Origin of the sequence: Paraburkholderia sp. (genome assembly GCF_024281035.1) — a bacterium.
GTDB lineage: Bacteria > Pseudomonadota > Gammaproteobacteria > Burkholderiales > Burkholderiaceae > Paraburkholderia.
Window position 1 is genome coordinate 23726 of sequence record NZ_JAMXLH010000020.1, and the last position, 26082, is coordinate 49807.

Genomic DNA, 26082 nt, shown 5'->3' on the forward strand with positions numbered 1-26082 from the left:
GAATCCATTTGATTAACGCGGGCGTTTTATTTTTTCGCAACGAATTTCGTCTGCGGCGGCGATACGCACTGGCCGTCAAGACGGGCAATCGCCAGGCTGGTTTGCGCTGCATCCAGCCGATAGTCGATCGTGCAACGATCTGTCGACTGGCCGCCCCATTCGGCGATCAGCGTCCCTTGCGTATCGGGCACGCGCGCATAGACCTGGCTTCCCTGGCCGACAATCCCGATCGTCGTACCGGTGGCGTCTATCACGTTCGCGCCGAGCGGAATCGGTAACCCTTCGGACGTATTCGCGCGAATGAGCACGGCGTGGCCGGTTCGCGTCGCAAACTTCAGCAACACGGCCGCCCCGGCATACGGCGCGACACGAACCTCGCTCGTCGTCAGCTCGGCTTTGTGATGAATGCCCTTCGAGTCGAGTGCGACGTCGTTGTTCCGGTAAGGCGTGAGTGACGGCACGATCGCGTACCCGGAGCGATTGACCTTCACACCGTTTGCGTTGCGCAGCGTTGCGCCTTCCGCGCCTTTTGCTTCGACAAGCCCGAACGTATCGCTCAGGTACGGCCCGAACGTCACACCACCCGCATGCACGACGGCCGCGCCGCGTAGATTCGCGCCTGCCTGCCAGAAACCGCTGCCTTGCGATGCGCTCACGCCGGCCTGAACCGCGGAGAAGTTGTGCTGCAAGGCGCCGCTCACAGTCGGTTGCCCGCCTTCCGTTGTACCCGCAACATTTACGCCATAGCTCAACGGTTGCGTTTCGCCGATCGCGCCGTTCATGGACACTTGATAAGACGCGCCTCGATTGCTGCCGCTGGCGATGCTGCTGGAAACGGTCGGAGAGCGCGAACTCCGGCCGAGCGGAATGGAGACCGTCGCCATGACCGCCGTATCGCCGCGGTACGTCCGGCGCGCGACGAAGGGCGAGCCGCTGCCGATAACAGGGTCGCTGCTGCTGTCGAGCGAGAGATAGCGCTGGCGGACGACCGAAATCGCGTAGTCGATCGACTTGACGTGGTTGCTGTAGCTGATCTGATACTGCGTGTCGCGCGAGCTCGATTTGTAGTAGCCGCTTGCCGATGCGGACAACAACACGGTGCCGTAGCGGCCAAGGCCCTGGTTGATGTTCGCAGTGAGGCGATCGCGTTGCCGGTAGGTGCTCGATCGCCAGGTCCGGCCATCCTGGTAGGCGGCGCGCGCGCCGAGCGCATCGAGCAGGTCGCGATAGCCGCTGGACGAGTAACGGTATGCTGTCACGGCAAATGTCGTATGCGTCGGCTGCAGCGTATGGCTGTGGCTGAGGGTGGTCTGCCAGCCATGCACGCGCTTGCCGGTTTCGTCGAACGCATTCGACCATATGACATTAGCGGCGAACGTGCCGACTGACGTGCCCTGCACAGCGCCGACAAGCGCCGACTGATAGCCCGTGGCCACACGCAAGGCGCCATTGACCGTGAGCGTGTTGGTCAATCCGCGTTCATAGGCGAGATCGGCGAACACGGCTTTTGCGCCTTCGATCTGCCGCACCCGGCCCAGTGTGATGCCGTAGCGCCACATGCCAGGCCGCAGCGAAGTGACGGCGGCCAGGAGCGGTACTTTGAACGAGGATTCCTGACCGTCGGCTTCATACACGCGGACGACCAGATCGCCGTAATAGCCGGTCGGCTGGAGATCGTCGATCACGAACGGACCGGGTGCGACCGTCGTCTGATAGATCACGTTGCCGTTCTGGCTCACGACCACACGTGCGTTGGTCCGGGCGATACCCTTGGCGGTGGGCGCATAGCCGAGCATCGAATCGGGCAGCATCCGCTCGTCCGATTCGAGATGAACGCCGGTATAGGCGACCGGGCTGAGCAGGCTATTCGTATAGCTCTGACCCAGTTCGAGCTTGCTGCCGATCGAAACCAGCGGCCGTTCGGCGTACGCGCGGATATTGTTCCAGGTGGTGGTGTTCCGCCCGGAGCCGCCGGAGTAGGTGAGCGTACCCTGCTCGCGAAGGCGCCACAGCCCGACGTTTATGCCGGACTGGGTTCCGACATAAAGCGAGTGAAAGAGATTCCGGGTGGTCGACGCCGTGTAGTAGTTCGAGTCATAGTTGACGTATCCCATCGTCCGGCCAGCGTCGAGGTTGGCCGGATCGACTGCGCCGCGTGCCGTGCGCTTCATCTGATTGAGCGGTACGTCGAGGTCGAGACGCAGGTGCGGCAGATTGAACGTTGCGGACGCACCGGGCACGCGTGTCGCGAGCGGTGCGCATGGCTGCTGTCCAACGGCGGCGCCTGCGTTCTCGCTGCGCACGATTACACCACTCGATTCCAGAAGCGCGTCGCTCAGGCACGGGCGAACCTCATCGTCGTTGTCCTCCCGGCGAAACTCGACTGCCTGACTCGCCAGAAAAACTTTATTGACGTAAATGTCAACCCGATATTCACCCGGCTCGACCGTATTGGGCTTATTAAAGCGCTCAATATCGGCCACGCCAATCGGCGATCCGACCAGCAGCGAACTGTCGAAACCGAAAGCGTCGGGCGAGTCATTGGACGAGGGCACATCGTTTGGCGCTGCTACACTTACCGCGTGACTTGTCGTGGTGAAGAGTGCGAATGTGGCGCAAAACAGGGACGAACGGAGCAGGACTTTCTTCTTGACTGACCGACGTGAGGATGTGCGTTTGGGATGTCGTCTATAAGACATCTCATTTCAGGTCGGGGATTGCAGCTTTATATTCTGCATCCCTGACTGCGCCGTAATCGTCAATATATCGAACACTAACATGGACGATTTCCCCGTTGAGTGGACAATTTCCCTTTACGCTCCATTCGCGGCTTGAGTGCGGCGCGATCATGTCGGGTTCGAATGTCGCAGTGTGTGAGCCGCACTTAAGTTTTCCCTCGACGAGCGATACGTAATAGCCCGACCCGTTATCTGCAACTATTTTTTCGCTCCCTGCTTTACCTGCGGTGAAATGAAAACCAAGCGTTTCGTGTGCCAGCGCCGGATCGCCCACGATTTCAGCCGGACGATAAAAAAGCTTGATCCGGTTGCGCAGCAGCAGGGTCATCCTGTTTCTGTCCGCGACGCTCGCGCCCACGGACGGAATCTGCAACGTATTCAGATAGAACAGCGTCTCTCGATCCTTCGGCAAGGCTTCACCGACGAACACGAGCCGCACCGCGTGACCACTGTTCGGTTCGATACGGAAGACCGGCGGACTCACGACAAAAGGCGCGTTCGCCGTAGTCGGGGTGGAACTGGCGTCCCCTGTATCGACCCAGACTTGCATCACGCTGGGGGTCTCGTCGCGGTTCGTCAACCGGAGTGTTTGCTCGCTCGCACTCCCGTTGTAGATCACACGGGAATGGGGCAGCACGACGCTGCCCCAGGCCGTTCCCGCGAAAACGCTGGAAGCGAGCAGTGCGATCGCAAGCGACACATTTGAACTGACCCGCCCCACAGCGCCTCTCCGACGTATCTGTTTTTTGTGTGACACAGCTTTTACTGATAGCTAAGCATGTACTGCACGTTGCCGTTCACCGCACCGGCCGTGGCTTTGCCTTCAGAGAAGTACTGGACGGCGAAATCGTACGATGCATTTTCCTCGCCCTTCTTCAGCGTGAGGCCGGACGCGGTGTGGCCGCCCTTGCTCAGATCGAACGGCGCGCTCGATTTGGCGGGATCGAACAGTTGCAGCGCCACTAGTGTGGCAGCGCTGGTACCCGTCGCCGTGTTTTGGAGATTGCCGCCCGAGAGCTGGTTTCCGACGAACACGGTCTTGATTGCCTTATCCGCCGTCTCCGCTTTGCAGCCGCTCACGCTGATGGTGAAGTTCGTCTTGCCGGCGACCTTATTTGCCGTGTCCAGTTCGGATGCCGAAACGGTCGGAAGCAGCACAGTCGGATTGGCGTTCGAGCCGTTGATCGCGACGTTACAGGTTTGGTCCGTGACTTCGCCGACGAAGTTGATCGTGTTTCCGCTTGCTGCAAACGCAGCCGGGATCGGAGCGACGGCAACGACCAGCGCGATGAGTGTCTTCTTCATGAGGGTGCCTATTAATGAGGGTTGGAATGGACTGCGAGAAAACCCAATTCCATAAAGTTCGCATTACTTAATTTGAATATCTCAGAGGCGTCGTGCAGCGATCCCATTAGACCGGCCTCTGTCAACTCGGAGCGTATAGTAACAGAGATTTACAAAATGTAATGTGAAAGAAGGTTAATCGTAAGACGCGGGTTTGGGCGCTGCCGGAGGGCCGAAGGCAGCGGAGGCTGGCGGCCCAATGCCTGATCTGCCGCGTCAGCGGCTTAGGTACAAGCTGAGTTATCTTGATTTAATCGGCCGTGCTAAAACGGGGTGCGACGGTCTTTTTTGTGGTCGAATTGAGCGGTATTTATTAGGGGCTGATGCTTCTGTTTATTTAAACGCGCTAATCGAGATATTCAAAATAATTTGGTGAGTGTTAATTCCTGATTCCAACCCGTCTCTATTGCCACTCCGCGACACCGCGATGACGCGAGCAGGTGCCCGAGCGATGCTGGCTGAAGCTGTACGTCCCGTCGCGACACCTTGCGGTGGCACCGGCCGGCACGCCGCCGTTTCGGGAGTGAGCCGGCGAATGCACTTCGTGCCCGTCGCGGTTCACGTAGTGACCGTGCTCCTGGAGTTGAGACTCGTCGGGAGAGGAGGGCTGGTAGGCGTGGGCGGCGCTCGCGAGCGCCAGCAATGCCACGAGGCTGCAGCAACGGACTGCGGCAAGCATAGATGCGGCATTGCTGCTACCACTGAGGCTGATCCCCATTATTCTCTTCCCCGTTCTGGTTTTATTTCACTCGCACGTCCGGCTCGCCCGCGGCCCGACTCAACGAGCGTCATGCTACGCCCATTGAAGACGTGGAGGTATCGCTTTCCATAGTCGCTGTCTGATGGTCCGGTTTAATTCGCCGTGTAAGGTGCCCGAGAGTGACGAAGCTTGGCTGCCCGGAGTTTGCTAAGGGATGCAGAATAAACGGGGCATGGGCACGGGGAATACTACGAAATTCCGGCCAGACAAGGTGCTGGTTCTTCGATCTGCGCGCTACTGTTCGTAGGTCGGTTTCACGTGTACTGCGAGCAGTTTCTCCAACTTGTCCACCGCCTTGCGCGCCTTGCTGAACATCTCGCGCAAATCGTAGCGGCGCAGCGGTGGGTTCTTTCTCATCAATGTGGACTACCTGACATGTTGAATCACGAAGATGCGCTTTCCCTGCTGGACAAAATGACGAGAGACGGCGCGGAGCTCCGGCGATTTTTCTTGATGAATCGCCTGATGGACGTCACCAAAGGAATCGTTCAGCACGGTCCCCTGGCGGGCTTCAACATAGGCAACCGGGCGACATGGCGCGCTTCCGACAACAGCGCAAAGCTACTTGGCTTGTATGAACAGGAAGTCTGCAGTCTCCTCGATCAACTCAGCGAATCGCGAAACACGCTGGTCGATCTCGGCGGCGCGGACGGGTTCTACGCTGTCGGTATGGTTGCGGTGGGAAAGTACGCGGAGTCTCGTTGTTTTGAGATTTCGAATGAGAGCCGCGAAAATCTTCGGGAGATCGCGGCGGCTAACAGAGTCTCCGAAAAAGTGCATATCTACGGCGAGGCCACGCAATATTTTGCGCAGGGCCTTTTCGCTTCCGGAGTGGATTTTTCTAAATCCGTCGTTTTGGTGGACATCGAATCAGGGGAATTCGATGTTCTGACGGAGGAGTGCCTTTATACCTTGCGAGATGCACACGTTATCGTTGAAATTCACGACTTCATGCTCATCGGCGGCGTTGGCAAGCGCAAGTATGCCGATCTGCTCGAACGCGTAAATAAAGTATTCGATGTTCGCGAGATAAAGACGGGGGCTCGTGATCTGTCAGAGATGCCCATCCTGTCCGATCACTGGACCGATACCGACAGGTGGTTGTTGTGCTCGGAAAGCCGGGCCAAGCTGATGTCGTGGCTGCATTTATCGCCGAGGAATCGCACCCCAAAGGTCGGACCGTGATCCGACCTTTGGGGTGCTTTATTTGAGCCGCGCCCGGCGCCAGGCGCATCAACTCACGACGACAGATCGAGCGCGTTGGTCAAATCGCCCATGCCCGCTTGCCCGCGTTCCTGCATCGCGGCGTCGCGCAGGCGAAGGCCATCGAGCGTTTCGAGGTCGAACACACGCGTAATCAGGCGCAGGATCGACGCTGTGTCGTACACGGTGTGATCGACATAGCCTTTCTTCGCGAGCGGCGAAACCACGAGCGCCGGCACGCGCGTGCCCGGTCCCCAGCGGTCGCCCTTCGGCGGGGCGACGTGATCCCACCAGCCGCCGTTCTCGTCGACCGTGATCACCACGACCATGTTTTCCCATTGCGGGCTGGCCTGGAGCGCTTTCACCGCGTGCACGATGTGGCGGTCGCCCGATGCGACGTCCGCGTAGCCCGCGTGCATGTTCAGGTTGCCCTGCGGCTTGTAGAACGTGACAGCCGGAAGGCGGCCGGCACGGGCATCGGCGAGGAAACGGTTGGTCGACTCGTCGTCGCCGAGCCCGCCGTCGCGCAGATGCTTCGCGCGCGCCGCCGTGCCGGGGCCGAGATTCGCGTAGTAGTTGAACGGCTGATGGTGATACTGGAAGTTCGGGATCAGCGGCGTACCGTCGTTCGTGTTCTTGCCGTGCATGTCGATGGTCTGCTGGAACGCGCCTGCATACCACGCCCAGCCGATGCCGCGCTTGTTGAGCTTGTCGCCGATATTTTCGTGCGTTTGCGGCGGCACCGCCATCGCGTTGCTGTCCTGCGTGAAATCGACCATGCCGTTCGCGCCGACCTTGTAGGGCGTGGGCGCGAACGGCGGCATCATCGTGTTGACCGCGTAGCTGAGCGTGCGGCCGTCCGCGAGCGTTTCCGGCGGCGTCAGCGCACTCGGGCCGAACTTCGGAATGCCATCCATTGCGCTCTTCGGCGAGACGGCGAGCGGTTTCAGGTTCGGATCGTCCGGGCGTCCGCTGACGGTCTCCGCAATCTGGAACTTCGCGATGCTGTGGGCCGGATCGGGATAGACGGGCGGCGTGGCCGCAATCAGATAGTGATGGTTCAGGAACGAGCCGCCGAACGCACCCTGAAAGAAGTTGTCGCACAGCACGTACTGGCTGGCGAGATCCCACAGCCGCAGGTCGTAGCTGGCATTCGCATAGTGACCCATCGTGAAGCCCGCCGAATCGGCCCACGCGACGAACATGTCGTTCTTGCCGCCGTTGATCTGCATCTGGTTCTGATAGAACACGTGCCACAGATCGTGGGTCACGAGCGACAGCGGCAGATACTCGCCAGCCGGGCCTTTCAGGGCGAACGGCGCGTTCGGCAGACTGGTCTGGAATTGAACGCCGGCCTTGTAGCTGACGCCGTCCACAGTCTGGTCTTTCAGCAGCCAGCCGCCCGGCACGGCCGGCAGTTGCGGCAGGACGGTCGAGCCGTCGCGGTCGCGCTGCACGTAGTGTTCCGGTTTGACGCTCGAAAGCGGATGCTGGACGCCGGGGAAATCGCCGAACAGATTGTTGAAGCTGCGATTTTCCGCGTAGATCACGACGACGGTTTTGACCTTCGAGCGCAGCGCACGATCGTATTGCGGTCCTGCTGCGGCGCCTGTTACTGCGGCGTCGTGCGACGGCGGCATGGCACAGGCGCCCAGTCCGCCTCCCATGGCCACCGCGGCAACCCCGCCGAGAAAGTGGCGGCGGCTCGGGCGCTCAGGTGCCTGCGCAGCGTCGGCTTCTTCATTCACGGCAGGAGAGGCGGGTGGTTCGCGGTCTTTCATCGCAGGTCCAAAGGTGAGGAAAAGGATTGAACGGGTTCGCGCGGGGCGCGGCATCGCGTGATCGCGTCTGAAGGCGCTCGCCCGTCAGACGCCAGTCGGGGCCATATCTTTGCGTATCGGTCGTGACATTTCCATGACGTTGAGCCCTGCGGTCGCACTGCGGTTGCCCTGCAGTCGCCTTCCGCTACGCGGACAGTCGGGATGCTCGGCACGCCCAACGTGGAACTGGAACCCGCATCGCCATCACCCGCGATCCTACCCGATGGCCAGGCGCCGCCGACAGACGCGCCGCCGCCATGTGAAGGCCCGACCGGGCAAACACGCTACACTGATCGGCGCCCCAATCCTCTTCGGACGACGCCATGTCTGCCCTTGATGCGGTGCGCTCGGTTCGCCTCTCTGTTCGCCTCTTCTGCACGATCCTTTGCCTCTTCATCTGGTTCAGCGGCTGTGCGGGGCTGACGGGCCAGGAGCCGCTGCGGGTCAGCGTGGCGGGCATCGAACCGCTCGCGGGCGCCGGGCTGGAGATGCGCTTCAACGTGAAATTGCGCGTCCAGAATCCCAACGATGCTCCTGTCGCCTACAGCGGCGTGTCGCTGAACCTCGATCTGAACGATCGATCCTTTGCCAGCGGCGTCAGCGATCAGAGCGGCGTCGTGCCTCGATTCGGCGAAACGGTGATCGAGGTGCCCCTGACCATTCCGGCCTTTGCCGCAGTGCGCCAGGCCTTCGCCTTTGCGGGCGGCGTGCAGGCGGGCGGTGTTCCCTATGTGATCCATGGACGACTGGCGGGCGGCATCGGCGGCGGCGTGCGCTTCGTCGACAAGGGCACGCTGTCGCTGCCAACGAACAGCTTGATGGGTCCGTGAGCGCGTAAAAAACACGCTGCGTTTGACATTTTGTCGAAAATCGTCAAAATGTCACTCATGATCAAACCTGACTGCGAAACCCAGCTCCTGCTGCGCGAGGCGCGCAAGATTGTCGAAGCGCTCGGCGAGACGCTCGCGCCGCTTGTCGAAGTGGTGCTGCACGATCTGACGCAGCCCGGACAGTCCGTTGTCGCCATCGCCAACAATCTTTCGGGCCGCCAGGTCGGCGACGCCACCACCGAACTCGGCCTTGCGCGCATCACCGATCCCGGCTTTCCGGAGGTCGTGCAGAACTATCCGAACCGCTTTCCCGATGGCCGCCCGGCGAAGAGCACCTCGATTGGCCTGAGGAACGGCGCGGGCGAGTATGTCGCCGCCATCTGCCTGAATATGGACGTTTCGCTGCTCGGCGCCGTGACCGCGAGCCTCGGCCGGTTGATGCAGACCGATCCGGTCGGCGCGCCCGTCGCCGAAACGCTTGCGCCGCGCCAGCTCGACGATGTCCGCGCGAGCCTCGAACGCTACGCCGCCGCGCACAACACCACGCCCATCGGCCTCACGCTCGTGCAGCGCCGCGAAGCCGTGCGCGAACTGGCCGAAAGCGGCGCGCTGAACCTGCGCCACGCGCTTTCCGAAGTGGCGCGCACGCTCGGCGTCGCGCGCTCCACCGTCTATACCTACCTGCCACCGGAACACCGATCATGAGCACCCTGCCGATTACCTTCGAAGACGTCGTCGCCGCGCACACGCGCATTGGCGGCGTCGCGCACCGCACGCCCGTGCTCACGTCGCGCACTGCCAACGAACGCGCGGGCGCGGAACTCTTCTTCAAATGCGAGAGTTTTCAGCGCATCGGCGCGTTCAAGTTTCGCGGCGCGTACAACGCAATCGCCCAGTTCACGCCCGAGCAAAAGGCGGGCGGCGTCATCACGTTCTCGTCGGGAAACCACGCGCAGGCTATTGCGCTCTCGGCGCAACTGCTCGGCGTGAAAGCGGTGATCGTGATGCCGAACGACGCGCCCGCCATCAAGGTCGCGGCGACGCGCGGCTATGGCGGCGAAGTCATCTTCTACGACCGCTTTACCGAAGATCGCGAGGCGCTCGGCAAGCGCCTCGCCGCCGAGCGCGGCCTCACGCTGATTCCGCCCTACGATCATCCGCATGTGATGACCGGGCAGGGCACGGCTGCGAAAGAACTCTTCGAGGAAACCGGCGCGCTCGACATGTTGTTCGTGCCGCTCGGCGGCGGCGGCCTGCTCTCGGGTTGTGCGACGGCGGCGCACGCGCTCGCGCCCGCATGCACGGTGGTCGGCGTGGAACCGCAAGCGGGCGACGATGGCAAGCGCAGCCTGCAGTCAGGCTCGATTGTTCATATCGATACGCCGAAGACCATCGCCGATGGCGCGCAGACGCAGCATCTCGGTCAGTACACGTTCGCGGTGATTCGCGAGCGCGTGAGCGAGATCGTCACCGTGAGCGATGCGGAACTCGTCGAGACGATGAAGTTCTTCGCAAGCCGCATGAAAATCGTCGTCGAGCCGACCGGCTGTCTCGCGGCGGCTGCGGTGCTCGAACGCAAGCTGGATGTGCGCGGCAAGCGCGTGGGGATCGTCGTGTCGGGCGGCAACGTCGACTTGCAGCGATTCTCGGAACTGATCGGCGCGCAGCATTGAGCGACAGGCGCTGCGCGCTGCCTGATTGCATCGCGCAGCAGACGGCATTCGCACGGGAGTCGAGCGAAATCCGGCTGAAACGGAGCAAAAAAAACGCGGCCGAAGCCGCGCACAAGGTTGGAGACCCTTAGGGGAAGAGTCGCTTCTCGCAATACGTAGCTTAAAGACAGTTACGGACGAGATCGAGACAGAATCACTCAAATTACCGTTTCACGAAGTGTTGGGAATCGGTTGCGCAGATTCAGTCTGTTTTCCGAAATGGTTGGCCGCGCAGCCAATCATTCAGCGCGTATTGGGGCGTATTGGTGCGTATTGGGCGACACGCTAGTGGGTAGAAGAGTCCAGGGCGGGCAGCGGGCGCGCATATTGCGGTCGATGAGCGGCGTCGAGTTCACCTCGATGCCAGGAGCCGCGCGCCGTGGCGCCTCGCCGGGGCCGCGCGGGCGTTGTCTCATAATTTGCTCTAGCATGTGAATGCGCGGCGCCTGGTGTTCGGTGCGGCGCACCACAACAACGGAGAATTTTTATGTTTGCGCTTCGTCCCTTGCAGTTCGCTCTCGCCCTGTGTGTCCTCGCATCGAGCGCCGCATTTGCCGATACCGTCGCACTCAAAGCCAATCTCCAGCCGTCCAGCGAAGTCCCGCCGCGCGTGAGCCGCGGCCATGGCACGGTCGATGCCACCTTCGACACGTCGACGAAGTCGCTCCAATGGACCGTGACGTACGCAGACCTGTCGAGCCCGGTCACGTCCGCGCACTTCCACGGTCCGGCGCCTGTCGGCCAGAACGCGAACGTGCAGATAGGGATTGCAAAATCGGAACTGGCGAGCCCGATGAAGGGCGCTGCGACGCTCAACGACAAGCAGGCCGCCGATCTCCTGGCGGGCCAGTGGTACTTCAACGTTCATACGGCGGCGAATCCGCCCGGAGAAATTCGCGGCCAGGTGTTGCCGTCCAATTGAGCGTGCACGCGTTAATTCCGTGCGCGGCGCTGCTCACCGGAGCTTGAGCCGATGAGCTGGCAAAACGCGCTGGTCCGCTGGTATCTGCGGAACCGCTTCCTGCCCGCGACGCGCGAGCCAATCGACGTCGCGCGCGTGCGTGCGCACACGGCAAAACGCGTCTGGACGCCGGGTCCGCCAGGCGGCTTCCGGCTGCGCGAACAATACGACGCCGCCGATGCGCCGCTTCGCGGCGAGTGGCTGCTGCGCGTTGCAGGCGCGCCGCGCACCGTTCTCTACCTCCACGGCGGCGGCTACTACTTCTGCTCGCCGAAATCACATCGCACGATCACGTTCGGTCTTGCGCCGCGCGCACAGGCCGACGTGTTCTCGCTCGACTACCGCCTCGCGCCCGAGCATCCGTTCCCCGCCGCCCTCGACGATGCGCTCGCCGCGTATCGCCAGATACTCGCCGCGGGCCGGCGTGCCGAGTCGATCGTGATCGCGGGCGATTCGGCGGGCGGAGGCCTTGCGCTCGCAACGCTCGTCGCGCTGCGCGATGCCGGCGACCGGTTGCCGGCAGGCGCGGTTCTGTTTTCGGCGTGGACCGATCTCGCGTGCACCGGCGCGTCGCTTCGCGAGAACGACGGGCGCGATCCGATGTTTACGGGGGAGGTGTTCGCACGCGTGGCGCCGCTCTACCTCGGCGGGGCGAGCGCGACCGATCCGTATGCGTCGCCGCTACATGCGAGCCTGCACGGCCTGCCGCCGCTTTTCATGCTGGCGGGCAGCACGGAGGTGCTGCTCGACGACACGCGCCGCGTCGCCGAGCGTGCCCGCGCGGCAGGCGTGCACGTCGACTGCGAGATCGCGCGCGGCCTGCCGCACATCTGGCCGATCTACGCGCCGTTCATGCCGGAAGCGCGGCGCGCGCTCGACGACGCGGCGCGCTTCATGCAACGCGTCACCGCCGCGGCTGACGTGCCCGGACCTCAGTCGAGCGAGACGTCGATCGCGTCGTAAGCGGCCTTGACGGCGTCGCCGCCATAACGGCGTTCGAGCCGCCGCACGGTGAAGTGGCCGTGCGCGACGTGCTGGAAGTGATCGATGAACACCGTGTTCACCATCGCGCCGAGCACCGCGCCGATGGCCGGAATCGATTTAGCGGCGACCTGCTCGCTGACCTGCACGGAAAAACGCGTGGCGATGGTCTGCATGAGCCTGAGCAGCGCCGTCGATCCATGCGCCGCAAAGCCCTTCGTCGCCATTTCCGCCGACGCGCTCGACACCGCCTGCGCGAGCGCCCCGCGCACGATGAAGTAGCCGAAGTCGGCTTCGTCGTCGACGGCCGAACGTCCGCCCATACCGAACACGGTCAGGCATTGAAGCTGGGCATCGGGATGGGTGAGATTTTCGCCTTCGCTGCGCGCGATGTCGCAGATCGAGCGGAACATCAGCGTGGTCGTGACCGGCAGTTCGACCGGCAGCGCGAAGAGGCCAAACGCGCCGCCCGCCGCGCCGGTGGTCGCCACCGCGAACTTGTGCAGCAGATTGCTCGGCTTCGCGGCCGGCACGACTGAGCCCGCGGCGTCGCCCGGCGTGCCGTTGGCGGGGCCCGCCTTGCCGAGCGTCTTGAGCGCGATTTGCAGGCAGCGGCGCAGCGCGGCCTGGGTCGCTTCGTTCACCTTGTCGCTCGCGAGCGCGGGCAGTTTCGCGATCATCTTCTCGATCGGCGCGCCGACGAGCGCCGCGAGCTTCATGCCGAGCGGCGGACTTTCGAGTTCGTGCTTCGCGCGGCGCAGCGCCAGCAGATCGGCCTCGGACAGTTCCGTGCGAACCTTGGGCGACAGGAATTCGTTCATGCTGCCTGCTCCCGAACGGGTGGCCACTGGCGGACTGCATGTACGACGTTCAGCACGCGCACCAGACCGTCGGCCACGTCGTAGATCACCAGGTAGTTGCGGTGGGCGACCAGCTCGCGCGTGCCGGGCACACGACCGGGCCGGCCGACGTTCGGATGATCGACCAGCAGCGCGGCTTTTTCCTCGAACAGCTCATCGAGGTCGAGCGCGGCTGTCGGGTTGTCGGCCTCGATGTAGTCGTAAATGTCCTCACGGTCTTGTATCGCCTCTGGCGTCCAGAACAGTTTTGTCACTTCGACGCATCGAGCCGGCGACGTGTCGCAGCGCGGCGCGCTGCGAAACCGGCTTCGACTTCGGCAGCCGGCACCAGATTGCCGGCGTCGGCCGAGGCACGCGACTGCTCGACCCTGGCGCGCAGCCACGCGTCGTATTCGGCCCCTTCCAGCGCCTCCTGCTGTTGCTTCACGTAGTCCCGCATGAAGTCGCGCAGGAGTTGCGCGCCGGTGCGGTCGTGGGCCTTCGCTGCTGCGGAGAACTCGGTTTTCAGGGCCTCATCGACCCGGAACGTAAAGGTTGCGTCGCTCATGGCGCTGCCCTCATGTGTTACACGCGTAGTGCAGCGTAGCACATCGCCGACACGCTTTTATGGTTGTGCCGTCGCGCGTGAGCGCCCAGTGTAAAGGATCGCATCGTGATACGATGCACATTCTTTGCCGCATCAATCATTGCTGAATCAAAAATGGCAGTTCACCGTGGCGCCCACCACTCAAGCGGGCAGGTTTTGCCATTCCGGGAGTCGCTGCTGGCGATGCTCGGCGTGTCTTTCGTGACGATGCTGGTCGCACTCGACCAGACCGTCGTCGGGACCGCGCTGCCCACCATCGTCTCGGAACTGCACGGCTTCGAGTTGTACGCGTGGGTCGCGACCTCGTATCTGCTCACCTCGGTCATCACCGTCCCCGTTTTTGGACGGCTCGGCGATTACTACGGGCGCAAGCCGTTCGTGATTGCGTCGATCGTCGTCTTTACGGGCGCCTCGGTGCTGTGCGGCGCGGCCAACAGCATGTTGTTCCTCGTGATCGCGCGCGGCTTGCAGGGCATCGGCGGCGGCATGCTGGTCGGCACCGCATTCGCCTGCATTCCCGATCTCTTCCCCGATTCGGTCGTCCGCCTGCGCTGGCAGGTGCTCATGAGTTCGGCGTTCGGCATTGCCAATGCGGTCGGGCCGTCGCTGGGCGGCTTTCTCACCCAGTACTACGGCTGGCGCTCGGTGTTCTACGTGAACCTGCCGGTCGGGTTCATTTCGCTGGTTTTCGTCTGGCGTTATCTGCCACATCTGCGGCAAGTCGCGCATAAGGCGCGCATGCGGCTCGACTGGCCGGGCGCGCTGCTCATCGCGCTCGCGCTCGGCAGCACGCAACTTTTCGTCGAACTGTTGCCTCGGCATGGCGTGAGCCTGACGACCGCCGCGCTGCTCGTGGTGGCCGCCGCCGCCGCGTGGGCGCTGTGGCAGTGGGAGCGCCGCGCGCCGCAGGCGATTCTGCCCGTCGACATGTTCCGCAACCCGAGCCTCAACGCGCTCTTCACGCTTGCGGTGCTCGGCGGCTTCTCGATGTTCTCGCTGCTCTTCTATGCGCCGCTGCTGTTCCAGGGCGGCTTCGGCATGTCGCCGAAGGAGGCGGGCGTCGTCATCACGCCGCTCGTCGTGTTCATCACCATCGGCAGCATTGCCAACGGCCGCATCGTTTCGCGCATCCGCAATCCGAACATCATGCTGTATATCGGCTTCACGATGCTGGCGGCGGCGTGCCTGGCCGTGGTCGTCGCGACCCACACCACGCCGCGCCCGCTGCTGATGGCGCTGATGATCGTCGGCGGACTCGGGCTCGGTTTCGTCATGCCGAATCTCACCGTGTTCGCACAGCAGACGGCGGGCCGCGAGCACCTCGGCATCGCGACGGCGCTGTTGCAGTCGCTGCGGATGATCGGCGGCATGATCGGCACGGCGCTGACCGGCACGATGGTCACGCACCTCTACAAGAGCGGCGTGCGCAGCGCGCTCGATGCCGACCACGCCACGCACTGGCTGCCCCAGCTCGCCGATCCGCAGATTCTCATCAACCGCGACGCACAGTCCACCCTGCTAGGCGAGTTGACCCACGCGGGGCACAATGGCGCGCTGCTGCTCGAATCGGCGCGCGAAGCGCTCGTCGGGGCGATTCATATGGGTATTGCCGTGGCGGCCGTGATCGCGCTCGTCTCGATCTGGCAGACCCGGCGGGTGCCGCACATCAGCCTGAATCGCAAAATCGAGCCCGTCATTCACGCGGATTGAGGCGGCCGTTTCCGGCCCGCCGCAAAACCGCAGAGGCCAAAGACACGAGATGGATACACAGGACCGCATCGCCATCGTCCACCAGTTCGGACGGACCTATCGCGCGTTCATGGCGGCGTTCGAGTCGCAGGTGGGCCAGCCGCTGCCGCGCTGGCGGATCATGCTTGCGCTTTACCAGAGCAATGGCGAGTCGTCGCAAAAGCGACTGGTCGAGCATCTGCGCGTCGATCCGGGCGCGCTCACGCGGCAGTTGAAGCTGCTGGAGTCGCTCGGCTGGATCGCGCGCAGCGCCGACGCGCGCGACAACCGCATCACGAACGTGAAGCTCACCGAAGCGGGGCGTGCCGCGACCGAAGCGGCGCTGCCGCGCCGCAACGCATTCCTGAACCTGACGATGTCGATTCCCGACGATGCGCTCGCCGCGCTTTCGGGCGCGCTCGGCATGATGGAGGCGCGCATCGGCGAGGCGGCGGGCGGCGCGTGCGCCACGCACGCCGGGGCTGCCGCGACTGCTGCGAACGAGGCGCCAGGCTGCGCCTGACGCCTGACGGCAGCGATGCGGGCGGGCATCGCGGCGTGCTGCTTGAGCGGTGCCCGCGCGCTACCGGCAAAAATCAGAAAAACGTCTCGATCACTTCCGTCACGCGATACGACGGATCGACCATCAGCACCTGACGCCACTTGTCGAACGTGAGGCAAGGGTGCGAGATGTCGAACGCGATCATGTCGCCGACCGCGATATCGGCATCGGCGGGGATCTGCATGTAGGCGTGCTGATCCATCATCTGGAACACTTTCCACCCTTCGCTCGCGTCGATCTCGCGCGGCGCGGCGCCGTTTGCGCGGTCGCGCGACGGGCGATAGTGACGCGACGGTTCGGGAAAGCCTGCGTCGAACGCCGCATCGCGCTTGCCGAAGCCGATAATCGCGCGGCCCGGCTCGGGAATCGACTGCACGTAGGCCCAGAGTTGCAGCGCGGGCAGCAGCGCGACGCCCATTTCGCGCGCAATCGGATTGCGCGTGAGGATCTGCGATTGCGCCTCTTTGTACACGCCGACGTCATGCGTCACGTAACAGCCGGGACGCAGCACGACGTCGACCACGCCGGCCTTCGACAGCGGGGCGAATTCCTCGGCGACCACGTCGTACCAGGCCGACCCCGCGCCGGAGAGCAGCGCGGGCATGCGCGCAAAGCGGCCCGCGGCGGCCAGTTCCTGCGTGATGTTCGCCGCTTCGCGCAGGAACGCGCGCACGTCGCTTTCTTCCTTCAGGATGCCCTCGTAGATTTCGACGCCCACGAGCCTGAGCGTGCCGCGATAGCGCTTGATCGCCTCGACCACGGCCTCGCGCGTTTGCGCGTCGCGCACGCCGGTGCGCCCGCCCGGCACGCCGAGTTCGAGCAGCACCTGCAGCTTGCGGCCCGCCGCGCTGAAGAACTCGCCGAGTTGCTCGACGCCTTGCACGGAATCGACGAGACAGAAGAACTCGAAATCCTGATCGGTGAGCATTTCGGCAATCATCGCCATGTTGTGGCGCCCGACCAGCTGATTGGCCATCAGCACGCGCGAGATGCCGCCGCGATACGCCATGCGCGTCTGATGCGCCGTCGCGAGCGTGATGCCCCACGCGCCGGTTTCCATCTGGCGGCGAAAGATCTGCGGCGCCATCGTCGTCTTGCCGTGCGGCGCGAGATTCACGCCGTAGCGCGTGACGAAATCCTGCATCCACTTCAGGTTGTGTTCGACGCGGTCCGAATACAGGACGGCGGCGGGCAGGCTCACGTCTTCATTCAGCAGGTTCCAGTCGAGCCGGGCGGCGTCCGCGAGCGGCACGCTTGCGCCCGGCACGTTGCCGAGGCCCTTGCTGCTCGGGTCAATCGTCGAACTGAGATAGTTTGTAACTTTCATTTACCCTTGCTCCATTGCACTGCTGACTGAGGTTTGGCGTTATCTGTGCGATAGTACGCGACGTACTGTTTATTTTCGATTTGTTATTAACTAACAGCGTGCGGCCGTTCGGTTCGCCGATGTCCGTTTCCATGAATTCTGCCGCAGAATCAAGTCGTTTCGATATCGTCGCGCGTATCGCGGGCTGTGCGAGCACGTTGCGGCCGGCCGAGCGCGAGGTCGCCGCACTGATCCTCGACGATCTGGCGAGCGCCGCGCGCGCGAGCATCGGCGAGCTGGCGCGGCGCGCCGGCGTGAGCGTCGCCTCCGTGACGCGCTTTGCGAAGGCGGTGGGCTGCGAGGACGTGCGCGAACTGAAGCTGCGGCTCGCGCAGGCCGCCGCCGTGGGCGAGCGGTTCTTGCACAGCGGCGCGGCTGCGGGCGGTGAGAGCGGCGAGCGCGGCAAGCGCGAGCGGCGTGGCGAGGATGGCGAGCCGCAGGCGCTCGTCACGCGTGTCTTCGACGATATCTACACCGTACTCGCACGCCACCACGAACTGCTGCGCGAGGCTCCGTTTGCGCAGGCCGCCGCGGCGTTGCGCGACGCGCGCATGATCTACGTGTTCGGCATGGGCGGCGGCTCCACGGCGCTCGCCGACGAACTGCGCTTTCGCCTCGTGCGCCTTGGCTGTCCGGTGGCGTCCTATCAGGACAGCGTGCTCCAGCGCATGGTGGCGAGCACGATGTCGAACGAGACGGTGGTTGTGGCGCTTTCCGTGACGGGGCGCGTGCCGGAGCTGCTCGACAGTTGCCGCATCGCGCGCGATTACGGCGCGAAGGTGATTGCGCTTACGGCGCCCGCTTCGCCGCTGGCCATGCTGGCCGACTGGCTCGTGCCGATCGTCGCGAGCGAGACCGATTTCATCTACAAACCATCGTCATCGCGATACGCGATGATGATGGCGCTGGACGTGCTCGCGACCGAACTGGCGCTTGCGCAACCCGAGCGGACGCGCGAGTTGCTGCGCCGCATGAAGCACACGCTCGATGCGCATCGCGGTGGCGGGGAACGTCAGCCGGTGGGGGATTGAGTCAACAGGAGAACCACATGCATTCGCATCCTGAAGCCGCCGATACGCTGATCGTCGGCGCCCAGCTCTACGACGGCACCGGCGCGCCGCCGCTCGAACGCGACGTGGCATTGCGCCACGGCCGCATCGCCGCCATCGGCAACCTCACGAACTGGCTCGCCGAGGAAGTGATCGAGGCCAACGGGCGCGCCCTCGCGCCCGGCTTCATCGACGTGCACACCCACGACGACACGCACGTGATCCGCTCGCCGCAGATGCTGCCCAAAATCAGCCAGGGCGTGACGACCGTGATTGTCGGCAACTGCGGAATCAGCGCGTCGCCCGTCACGCTCAAGGGCGATCCGCCCGATCCGATGAATCTGCTCGGCGAGCGCGACGCGTTCCGCTATCCGACCTTTTCCGCGTACGTCGACGCCGTGAACGCCGCCAGGCCCGCCGTCAACGTCGGCGCTTTGATCGGCCACACCGCGCTGCGCAACAACCACATGGACGACCTCATGCGCGCGGCGCTGCCCGCCGAAATCGCCGCGATGCGCACGCAGCTCGAGGACGCGCTCGCGCACGGCGCGCTCGGGCTGTCGACCGGGCTCGCGTACGGCTCGGCCTATGAGGCGTCGACCGAGGAAGTCGCCACGCTCGCCGAGCCGCTCGCAGCCGCGGGCGCGCTCTACACGACGCACATGCGCACCGAGTTCGATGCGATTCTCGACGCGATGGACGAGGCGTATCACATCGGCCGCCACGCGCGCGTGCCGGTCGTCATCTCGCACCTGAAATGCGCCGGGCCGTCGAACTGGGGGCGCAGCGCGCAAGTGCTCGCATCGCTCGAAGGCGCGCGCAAGTACCAGCCGGTCGGCTGCGACTGCTACCCGTACAGCCGCAGTTCGTCGACACTCGATCTCAAGCAGGTGAGCGGCGACATCGACATCACGATCACCTGGTCCACGCCGCATCCCGAACAGACGGGCAAGCTCATCAAGGACATCGCGGCAGCGTGGGGCGTCACGCAACTGGAAGCGGCCCGACGCCTGCAACCGGCGGGCGCGGTGTACCACAACATGTCCGAGGACGATGTGCGCCGCATCCTCGCGCACCCGGCGACGATGGTGGGCTCGGACGGCCTGCCGAACGATCCCTTGCCGCATCCGCGGCTATGGGGCGCGTTCCCGCGCGTGCTCGGCCACTACGTGCGCGAGGCCGCGCTGATCCCGCTCGAAGAGGCGGTGCGCAAGATGACGAGCCTCTCCGCGCGGCGCTTCGGACTGACTCAGCGCGGCGAGGTGCACGTAGGCTGGCATGCCGACCTCGTGCTGTTCGATCCGGCAACGGTGCGCGACACGGCGACATTCGACGCGCCGCAGCAGGTGGCCGACGGCATCGACGCCGTGTGGGTGAACGGCGTGCTGTCATACCGCGATGGCCGGCCGACCGGCGAGCGCGCGGGCCAGTTTGTCGCGCGCGGCGCGCGTGAGGTTGAGGCGCAAGCCGCGTCGGCGACGATGTTTTAAACCACGAATCTTGAACCTCGGCGCGCGCGTTAGCCATGACGGCGTCGCGCGCGCCGGATGATCTGCAAGGAGCAAACGATGAAGCGAATTGGAGCGGAAGGCGGCAAAGGACAGGGCGGACAGCATCTGCCATTCGCGCGCGCCGTAGAAGCCGACGGCTGGCTGTACGTATCGGGACAGACGCCGATGGAAGGCGGCGAAATAATCAACGGCGGGATTGTCGAGCAGTCGCACAAGGCGATCCAGAATCTGTTCGCGATCCTGAAGGAAGCGGGCTACGGCGCCGAACATGTCATGCGCTGCGGTGTTTGGCTCGACGATGCGCGCGACTTCCAGTCTTTCAACAAGGTGTTTCGCGAGTACTTCGGCGAGCATCCGCCCGCACGCGCATGCGTGCAGTCGAGCATGGTGGTCGACTGCAAGGTCGAGATCGACTGCGTCGCTTATAAAGCGCCCGCCGGGAAGTAAGCGCACGGGCGCGGCATGCCGCGTCGTCACGCAGATAAGCAAAAGCGGCCCTTGATTGATTCAAGGGCCGCTTTTTATTTGGTGCATTGCCGATTGCCGGGAAACACGGCAAAGGCGGCTGAATCCGCCGCCATATTCGAACATTCGAAAGCCTGGCTTCACTCAGCCAGCGAACCTTCGCGCGCCGATCCTTCCCGACACATCAGGACGCGTGCGCCGACGTCAGACTGAGTGCCAACGCTTGCGCCACTTCAATGCCGTCGATGGCGGCCGAATAGATACCGCCCGCATATCCCGCGCCTTCGCCAGCCGGATACAGACCTTCGACGTTCACGCTTTGGTAATCGTCATTGCGCCGAACCCGGATTGGTGACGAAGTGCGCGTTTCCACGCCGGTGAGCACGGCATCGTGCATCGCGAAGCCTGCGATCTTCCTGTCGATCTGGGGCAGTGCTTCACGGATGGCTTCGATCACATAGTCGGGAAGCGCGGTGCTGAGATCGGTCGGGCGCACGCCCGGCTTGTACGACGGCACGACCTTGCCGAGCGACGTCGACGGCCTGCCCGCGATGAAATCCCCGACCAGCTGTCCCGGCGCGCTGTAGTCGCCGCCGCCGAGTTCGAAGGCACGCTCTTCCCATTTGCGCTGGAACGCGATGCCGGCGAGCGGACCGCCGGGGTAGTCTTCGGGCGTGATGCCGACGACGATGCCCGCATTCGCGTTGCGCTCGGCGCGGGAATACTGGCTCATGCCATTGGTGACGACGCGGCCCGGCTCGGAGGTTGCCGCGACCACCGTGCCGCCAGGGCACATGCAGAAGCTGTAGACCGCCCGGCCGTTACTGCAGTGGTGGACCACCTTGTAGTCGGCTGCGCCGAGTTGCTTGTGGCCCGCAAACTTGCCGAAGCGGGCGCGATCGATGAGGCCCTGCGGATGCTCGATGCGAAAGCCCAGCGAGAACGGCTTGGCTTCGATAAAAACACCGCGATCGTGCAGCATCTGGAAGGTGTCGCGCGCGCTGTGGCCGACGGCGAGCACGACGTGGTCGCACCGCAGTGTTTCCCCGTTCGAGAGCTTGAGCGCGCGGACCTTGCCCTGATCGATTTCGATGTCGTCGACCCGGGTTTCGAAGCGCACTTCGCCGCCGAGTTGCTCGATGGTCGTGCGCATTTTTTCCACCATGCTGACGAGGCGGAACGTGCCGATGTGCGGCCGGCTCAGATAAAGAATGTCCTCCGGTGCGCCTGCCTTGACGAATTCCTCCAGCACCTTGCGGCCGTAGTGGTGGGGATCCTTGATCTGGCTGTACAGCTTGCCGTCGGAAAACGTCCCGGCGCCGCCTTCGCCGAACTGAACGTTGGATTCAGGATTGAGCACGGATTTGCGCCACAGGCCAAAAGTGTCCTTGGTGCGCTCGCGCACGGCCTTGCCGCGTTCGAGGATGATGGGACGGAAGCCCATCTGCGCGAGGATCAGTCCTGCAAACACGCCGCACGGCCCCATGCCGATCACGACCGGGCGCAGGGCGGTAGAGTGCTCGTCGGCCTTCGCGACAAAGCGGTAGGTCATGTCGGGCGTCACGCCGCAATGCGGCTTGCCCGCGATTCGCTTGAGCGCAGCCGCTTCGTCCTTGACTTCGACATCGACGATATACGTCAGCTTGATGTCCGAGCGCTTGCGTGCGTCGTGCGCGCGGCGGAACACGGTGTAGTGCAGGAGATCGTCTTTCGCCATGCCGAGGTCCGCGAGCCGCGCGCGAATCGCGGCGTCGAGATCGCTTTCAGCATGATCGAGAGGGAGTTTGATTTCGCTTAAACGTAACATCGGTACTGGGATACGGTCGCCACGGGCGGTGGCGGTGTTAATACAGGCAGGGACCGGTATGCTGGCCGCGGCGTCGTTCGCCACGGAGGCATTTCGGATGCAAACCATTCATCGCTGGAAAAAGCTGTGTTCGGAGCTGTGAACTGACCGGGGCGGACGACTTGGCCAACAACGCGGTCAACTTCAGGATGCGAGCTTGAATCCAGCCTTATTTCGGGGAGATTTTTTCGTCTTCGGACTATGGCGAGGCGAAAAGCGCTCCACTATGCCGGTGCTAACGAGTGGTTTGTTCTAGAGCCTTGCCATGCGGGCGCAGCCACCCTCGCTGTTCAAGGTGGGCAGCATAGCACCTCGGTTCAAATGCCGCGCAAAAATGCGGCCGAGAGCGGGAAACGGATCGTGGCGACGTGCTGCGCATGTCGTTTCGCTTGACGTGGTGCGGGTCGTATTGCAGTGCCCGTAAGCTAACCGGGTGCGTCGAAAGGGGTAGCATGAGGAAGCCATCTAACGCCAGGCGCTTCCGTGCCTGAGCGTGAAACGTCTCCCTGACCAAGGGGCCTGCCATGATCCTGTACCACACCTCTCCCGATTCGTCGGTCGTCGAAATATCCGTCGAAGGCAAGATCACTGACCACGAACTGCGCGAAGCCATCGAGCGCATGCGTGGCGATATTGAAGTGAACGGAAAAACCCGTGTCCTCGAACGCATTGAGCATTTCAGCGGTATCGAGCCGAAGGCGCTGTGGACCGATTTGACGCTCGGCGTTTCCGTCGCCCGCAAGGTCTCGCGTGCCGCCGTGGTGGCCGACGCGAGATGGATTCACGCCTCGATGCATCTGGCGCGGTTCTTTACAAAGGCTGAAATCAAGGCGTTCCACGTCAACGAACTGGATCAGGCGCGAGCCTGGATCAACGCCTGAACGTCGTCTCCGGCTGGCCTCATTGGGTAGAGGTCGGCCAGAAGCGGTCGGTCACGAACGCCCTCTTTCAGGCCAGGTGGTTGAGGTGGCAACCAGCTCACGCGATGGCGTGCTCCGTGCTCCGTGCTAGGATTCGCCGCTGCCATCTCCTACTGCCATCATGTTTTCAATAGCCTCCTATCTAGTCGCGCTGCTGGTCGTGTCGCTCTGCTTCTCACTGCCCGCCTGGAAGTTCATCGACGAGGCTACTTCGCAGCGCGCGTCACGCGTCAATACGATCGACGGAATTCGAGGATACCTCGCCTTGAGCGTGATGCTTCACCACGCGGTAATAGCGAGGACATGGCTGGCGACCGGCAACTGGACGTTGCCCGCAGACCCATTCTTTGCACAATTAGGCAGCGTCGCCGTCAGCCTCTTCTTCATGATAACGGGGTACCTTTTTTGGGGAAAACTTGTGGCCCGACAAGGCCACATCGATTGGGCTGCGCTTTATATCGGGCGCGTCTTTCGCATTGGCCCGGTCTACTGGATAGCCGTAACGGGGATGGTGGCCACAGTCTTCTGGCGCACCGGCTTTGAACTGCGTGAGCCGATTGGCTCACTTGTGAATAGCGTCGTGCATTGGTATGGCTTTGGATTCTTGATCGGTCACGACTTCAACGGGTATCGCAACGTCTGGATTATTCTTGCCGGCGTCGTATGGACTTTGAAATACGAGTGGCGTTTCTACCTCGCTTTATTCCCGGCGTCTTTTCTGGCCAGGCGTCGCCTTCATCTGCCTGCCGCGTTTGTGTTGCTCGGAATTGCCTTCGCTCGAACTATTGCGGTCAAATCCGACAGTTCCGAGTACTGGATACTATTTGCGGTGGGGGCAGTTTGTGCGTCTCTGCGTGAAGCTGGAATTAAACCGATACCGCGCGACTCCGTGGCGTCGACTATTTCTGCTGCAGTATTGATCGGACTGTTTATAGTCCATCCTGCGCCGTACAGCGTTGGACAGGCGCTTGCGCTCGCGATCGTCTTTGTGCTCATTTGCAACGGCGCAACGTTCTTTGGCCTTTTGACGTCGAACGCAGCTACACGACTCGGACATGCAAGCTATGGGATCTACCTGCTCCAGGGATTTGTATTTTCCATCGGGTTCGATAACTCGGTTATTAAGCCGCTCGTGACAACGAACATTGCCGCGTTCTGGGCGGTGACTCTTGCGGGCATGCTCGCTTTATGTACCACTTCGGCACTGATCTATGCTGGATTTGAGTCCCCCATGATTGAACGCGGGCGCCGGCTCGGAAAGCGAGCCAGCCAGGCAATTGCAGAATCATTGGGTAAAAGAGGCGAAGTGAGAGGCGAAGCGCATGAGAAGGTATAAGGACACGCTCGAAATTGGCCGGCATACCTGACCCACCTGCGGTGCGTCCGCTTTGAAGCTGTCCAGTTCATTGCTCGTATAACGGCTTCGGGTCGCACGGAGACGCTCGTCATCCGTCGACATGCGACCAGAAGCTACATTCGGAGTTCAGACAATCCGGCTATCCGGGAGCCGTTTTCCACGAGCCTTTAACGTTTTATCCGGGACGTGCTGCGGCGACGGGATAGCCGTATTCATCGCAGCATGATCGGTTTAGTTACAGCAGGGTCCACAACTGAACGCGATCAGCCAGCTTGGCAGCGCGATCCTGCGCGAAGTAACACGACGAAATCCCCAGCACCGGCCCCTCAAAGCGCGCTATGACAAAGATGTCGCCGTCAGCACCGCTGACGAACACCGTGTTCGCGTCTGCCCGGTTGCAGTGCACCATCTTGTCGGTCATGGCGCGGCCGGCGGCCAGAGCACGGTCCCGGTAAGGTATTTCGTAACGGTTTGACATGCCGTCTTTAAAGGGCTGGTTCATGTGGCCACCCGCTTTCAGTGCGGCGATAAAGGGCAGCACCTGGTTCATTGGCAGCGTGTCGTTTGCGCTGGCCGCACCAGTGGCCGGGTTGAACAAGGCCGCGACAGCGGCCATGCCATTCGGGTTGAGCCAACCGGCAGCCTCGCTGCGGCGCAGCGTGACGCCGAGTTCGGCCCACCAGTGACGAAGCTCGTCCTTCCAGTCCAGGTCGTGGCCTAGCGGATCAGCGTCCAGTACATGCTTGAGAAAGTGGTTGCGCAGATTGGTCGCGGTCGATTTGGGAATCGAGTTGCCTACGCCCCACTGTGGAAACCCGGCGAACGCGCTGTTGGCGGGTGCGGAGCGGCGCGCCCGGTCTATCGCCATCACATTGGCCGCTCGCAAATTGGTGAAGGGCAGTATGTGCTGGTGCAGGAAGGCTATCGTGAGATGGATCGAAGTCGCTGCGCCGCCTTTTTCGAGCACCTCTTCGCGCAACTGCACCATCACTCGCCACGCGTCGGCGATGGCCGTGCGATATGCGATCCACCATGCCGCGGTATGAGCGTTCGTGTCCATCCACTCCACCACGAGGCTACGCACCATCTGGAGGTTGAAGGCGGGATGGACGGCGACGTTCATCGTACCGAGAGGCAGCGAGTTCTCGGTCTTCTGGAATACGGTGTTGAAGCGACACAGCAGATCGGCCCGCTCCGCCGGATCGGCACCGGCGTTCGCGGCGCCATTGCCGCTGAGGTAATTGGCTAAAACCTTCATCCGGCCGAGGCGCGCACCTTCGGCAATTCCCGCCAGAGCGACCGCGGGCAAGAGATCGACGACTCTGTTGTGCATCTCGGTGCCGACGGCTTCGGCCATATGCTGGGTATGGTCGCGGAACATCTGCTGGAACTTCGCGGTCACGAGGCCATAGTCATTGGATACCTGGTCGGCGGTAGCGGCTTGCATCGGTTCACCTCATCGTTTGCTCTGCGGCCGTGGCGG

The 26082-nt window shown here is 63.0% G+C and carries 25 protein-coding genes; 13 read left to right on the forward strand and 12 right to left on the reverse strand.

Features of this window, described 5'->3' with window-relative positions:
* Positions 1–26: 26 nt before the first annotated feature.
* From Q0L30_RS04820 to Q0L30_RS04840, 5 genes are all read right to left on the reverse strand, one after another.
* Entirely contained in the window at positions 27–2555 is a 2529-nt protein-coding gene (locus tag Q0L30_RS04820) for a fimbria/pilus outer membrane usher protein (RefSeq protein WP_296651918.1), read from the reverse strand.
* Positions 2556–2700: 145 nt separating this feature from the next.
* Positions 2701–3459 carry a molecular chaperone gene (locus Q0L30_RS04825; protein ID WP_296651921.1) on the reverse strand — a complete coding sequence of 253 codons (759 nt, stop codon included), beginning with the start codon at positions 3457–3459 and terminating at the stop codon, positions 2701–2703.
* 41 nt (positions 3460–3500) lie between these two features.
* On the reverse strand, positions 3501–4043 hold the full coding sequence (locus Q0L30_RS04830; RefSeq protein ID WP_296651923.1) for a fimbrial protein: 543 nt from the start codon (positions 4041–4043) through the stop codon (positions 3501–3503).
* A gap of 442 nt (positions 4044–4485) precedes the next feature.
* Complete coding sequence (locus tag Q0L30_RS04835; protein ID WP_296652413.1) at positions 4486–4761, reverse strand: DUF3761 domain-containing protein; 276 nt, start codon at positions 4759–4761, stop codon at positions 4486–4488.
* Between the two features lie 315 nt (positions 4762–5076).
* Positions 5077–5199: a hypothetical protein gene (locus Q0L30_RS04840; protein ID WP_296651926.1), complete on the reverse strand. Its 123-nt coding sequence runs from the start codon at positions 5197–5199 to the stop codon at positions 5077–5079.
* An 18-nt stretch (positions 5200–5217) separates the two neighbouring features.
* On the opposite strand from Q0L30_RS04840, the gene Q0L30_RS04845 reads away from it, so the two are divergent.
* Entirely contained in the window at positions 5218–6027 is an 810-nt protein-coding gene (locus Q0L30_RS04845) for a hypothetical protein (protein WP_296651929.1), read from the forward strand.
* 53 nt (positions 6028–6080) lie between these two features.
* Here Q0L30_RS04845 and acpA read toward each other — a convergent pair whose 3' ends face one another.
* The gene (acpA, locus tag Q0L30_RS04850; RefSeq protein ID WP_296651931.1) at positions 6081–7826 is read right to left on the reverse strand and encodes an acid phosphatase; all 1746 of its coding nucleotides are present in this window, start codon (positions 7824–7826) and stop codon (positions 6081–6083) included.
* A gap of 362 nt (positions 7827–8188) precedes the next feature.
* On the opposite strand from acpA, the gene Q0L30_RS04855 reads away from it, so the two are divergent.
* From Q0L30_RS04855 to Q0L30_RS04875, 5 genes are all read left to right on the forward strand, one after another.
* The gene (locus tag Q0L30_RS04855) at positions 8189–8695 is read left to right on the forward strand and encodes an LEA type 2 family protein (protein WP_296651935.1); all 507 of its coding nucleotides are present in this window, start codon (positions 8189–8191) and stop codon (positions 8693–8695) included.
* 57 nt (positions 8696–8752) lie between these two features.
* Positions 8753–9400 carry a PAS domain-containing protein gene (locus Q0L30_RS04860; protein ID WP_296651938.1) on the forward strand — a complete coding sequence of 216 codons (648 nt, stop codon included), beginning with the start codon at positions 8753–8755 and terminating at the stop codon, positions 9398–9400.
* Positions 9397–10368: a threo-3-hydroxy-L-aspartate ammonia-lyase gene (locus tag Q0L30_RS04865; protein WP_296651941.1), complete on the forward strand. Its 972-nt coding sequence runs from the start codon at positions 9397–9399 to the stop codon at positions 10366–10368. Before Q0L30_RS04860 ends, Q0L30_RS04865 begins: the two co-directional genes overlap by 4 nt.
* Positions 10369–10894: 526 nt before the next feature.
* Positions 10895–11329, forward strand: a complete 435-nt coding sequence (locus Q0L30_RS04870; RefSeq protein ID WP_296651944.1) for a CHRD domain-containing protein — start codon at positions 10895–10897, stop codon at positions 11327–11329.
* Positions 11330–11380: 51 nt separating this feature from the next.
* Complete coding sequence (locus tag Q0L30_RS04875) at positions 11381–12331, forward strand: alpha/beta hydrolase (protein WP_296651947.1); 951 nt, start codon at positions 11381–11383, stop codon at positions 12329–12331.
* Here the strand turns inward: Q0L30_RS04875 and Q0L30_RS04880 are convergent.
* Genes Q0L30_RS04880 through Q0L30_RS04890 form a run of 3 tightly spaced genes read right to left on the reverse strand, consistent with a single transcriptional unit; the run spans position 12301 to position 13756 of the window.
* A complete protein-coding gene (locus tag Q0L30_RS04880; protein WP_296651955.1) occupies positions 12301–13170 on the reverse strand; it encodes an EcsC family protein in 870 nt (289 codons plus the stop codon). The genes Q0L30_RS04875 and Q0L30_RS04880 overlap by 31 nt on opposite strands.
* On the reverse strand, positions 13167–13463 hold the full coding sequence (locus Q0L30_RS04885; protein WP_296651957.1) for a type II toxin-antitoxin system RelE/ParE family toxin: 297 nt from the start codon (positions 13461–13463) through the stop codon (positions 13167–13169). Before Q0L30_RS04885 ends, Q0L30_RS04880 begins: the two co-directional genes overlap by 4 nt.
* Positions 13460–13756: a hypothetical protein gene (locus Q0L30_RS04890; RefSeq protein ID WP_296651964.1), complete on the reverse strand. Its 297-nt coding sequence runs from the start codon at positions 13754–13756 to the stop codon at positions 13460–13462. Before Q0L30_RS04890 ends, Q0L30_RS04885 begins: the two co-directional genes overlap by 4 nt.
* 153 nt (positions 13757–13909) lie before the next feature.
* Here Q0L30_RS04890 and Q0L30_RS04895 point away from each other — a divergent pair, with 153 nt between their 5' ends.
* Positions 13910–15505 carry an MDR family MFS transporter gene (locus tag Q0L30_RS04895; protein ID WP_296651967.1) on the forward strand — a complete coding sequence of 532 codons (1596 nt, stop codon included), beginning with the start codon at positions 13910–13912 and terminating at the stop codon, positions 15503–15505.
* A gap of 49 nt (positions 15506–15554) precedes the next feature.
* Entirely contained in the window at positions 15555–16046 is a 492-nt protein-coding gene (locus Q0L30_RS04900; RefSeq protein WP_296651970.1) for a MarR family transcriptional regulator, read from the forward strand.
* Positions 16047–16119: 73 nt separating this feature from the next.
* On the opposite strand, the gene Q0L30_RS04905 is transcribed toward Q0L30_RS04900, so the two are convergent.
* On the reverse strand, positions 16120–17412 hold the full coding sequence (locus tag Q0L30_RS04905; RefSeq protein ID WP_296651973.1) for an amino acid deaminase: 1293 nt from the start codon (positions 17410–17412) through the stop codon (positions 16120–16122).
* A gap of 131 nt (positions 17413–17543) precedes the next feature.
* Here Q0L30_RS04905 and Q0L30_RS04910 point away from each other — a divergent pair, with 131 nt between their 5' ends.
* The 3 genes from Q0L30_RS04910 (at position 17544) to Q0L30_RS04920 (ending at position 20458) form a co-directional block, all read left to right on the forward strand.
* Positions 17544–18482, forward strand: coding sequence for a MurR/RpiR family transcriptional regulator (locus Q0L30_RS04910; RefSeq protein ID WP_296651978.1), 939 nt, complete (start codon positions 17544–17546; stop codon positions 18480–18482).
* A 17-nt stretch (positions 18483–18499) separates the two neighbouring features.
* Entirely contained in the window at positions 18500–19990 is a 1491-nt protein-coding gene (locus tag Q0L30_RS04915) for an amidohydrolase family protein (RefSeq protein WP_296651980.1), read from the forward strand.
* 78 nt (positions 19991–20068) lie between these two features.
* A complete protein-coding gene (locus Q0L30_RS04920; protein WP_296651983.1) occupies positions 20069–20458 on the forward strand; it encodes a Rid family hydrolase in 390 nt (129 codons plus the stop codon).
* Positions 20459–20660: 202 nt separating this feature from the next.
* Here the strand turns inward: Q0L30_RS04920 and Q0L30_RS04925 are convergent, their stop codons facing one another.
* Positions 20661–22283 (reverse strand): NAD(P)/FAD-dependent oxidoreductase, encoded by a 1623-nt coding sequence (locus Q0L30_RS04925; protein WP_296651988.1) that lies wholly within the window; start codon positions 22281–22283, stop codon positions 20661–20663.
* 563 nt (positions 22284–22846) lie between these two features.
* On the opposite strand from Q0L30_RS04925, the gene Q0L30_RS04930 reads away from it, so the two are divergent.
* Complete coding sequence (locus Q0L30_RS04930) at positions 22847–23203, forward strand: STAS/SEC14 domain-containing protein (protein ID WP_293035538.1); 357 nt, start codon at positions 22847–22849, stop codon at positions 23201–23203.
* 160 nt (positions 23204–23363) lie between these two features.
* Positions 23364–24578, forward strand: a complete 1215-nt coding sequence (locus Q0L30_RS04935; protein WP_296651999.1) for an acyltransferase — start codon at positions 23364–23366, stop codon at positions 24576–24578.
* 256 nt (positions 24579–24834) lie between these two features.
* Here Q0L30_RS04935 and Q0L30_RS04940 read toward each other — a convergent pair whose 3' ends face one another.
* Complete coding sequence (locus Q0L30_RS04940; protein WP_296652004.1) at positions 24835–26046, reverse strand: hypothetical protein; 1212 nt, start codon at positions 26044–26046, stop codon at positions 24835–24837.
* Positions 26047–26082 lie beyond the last annotated feature (36 nt).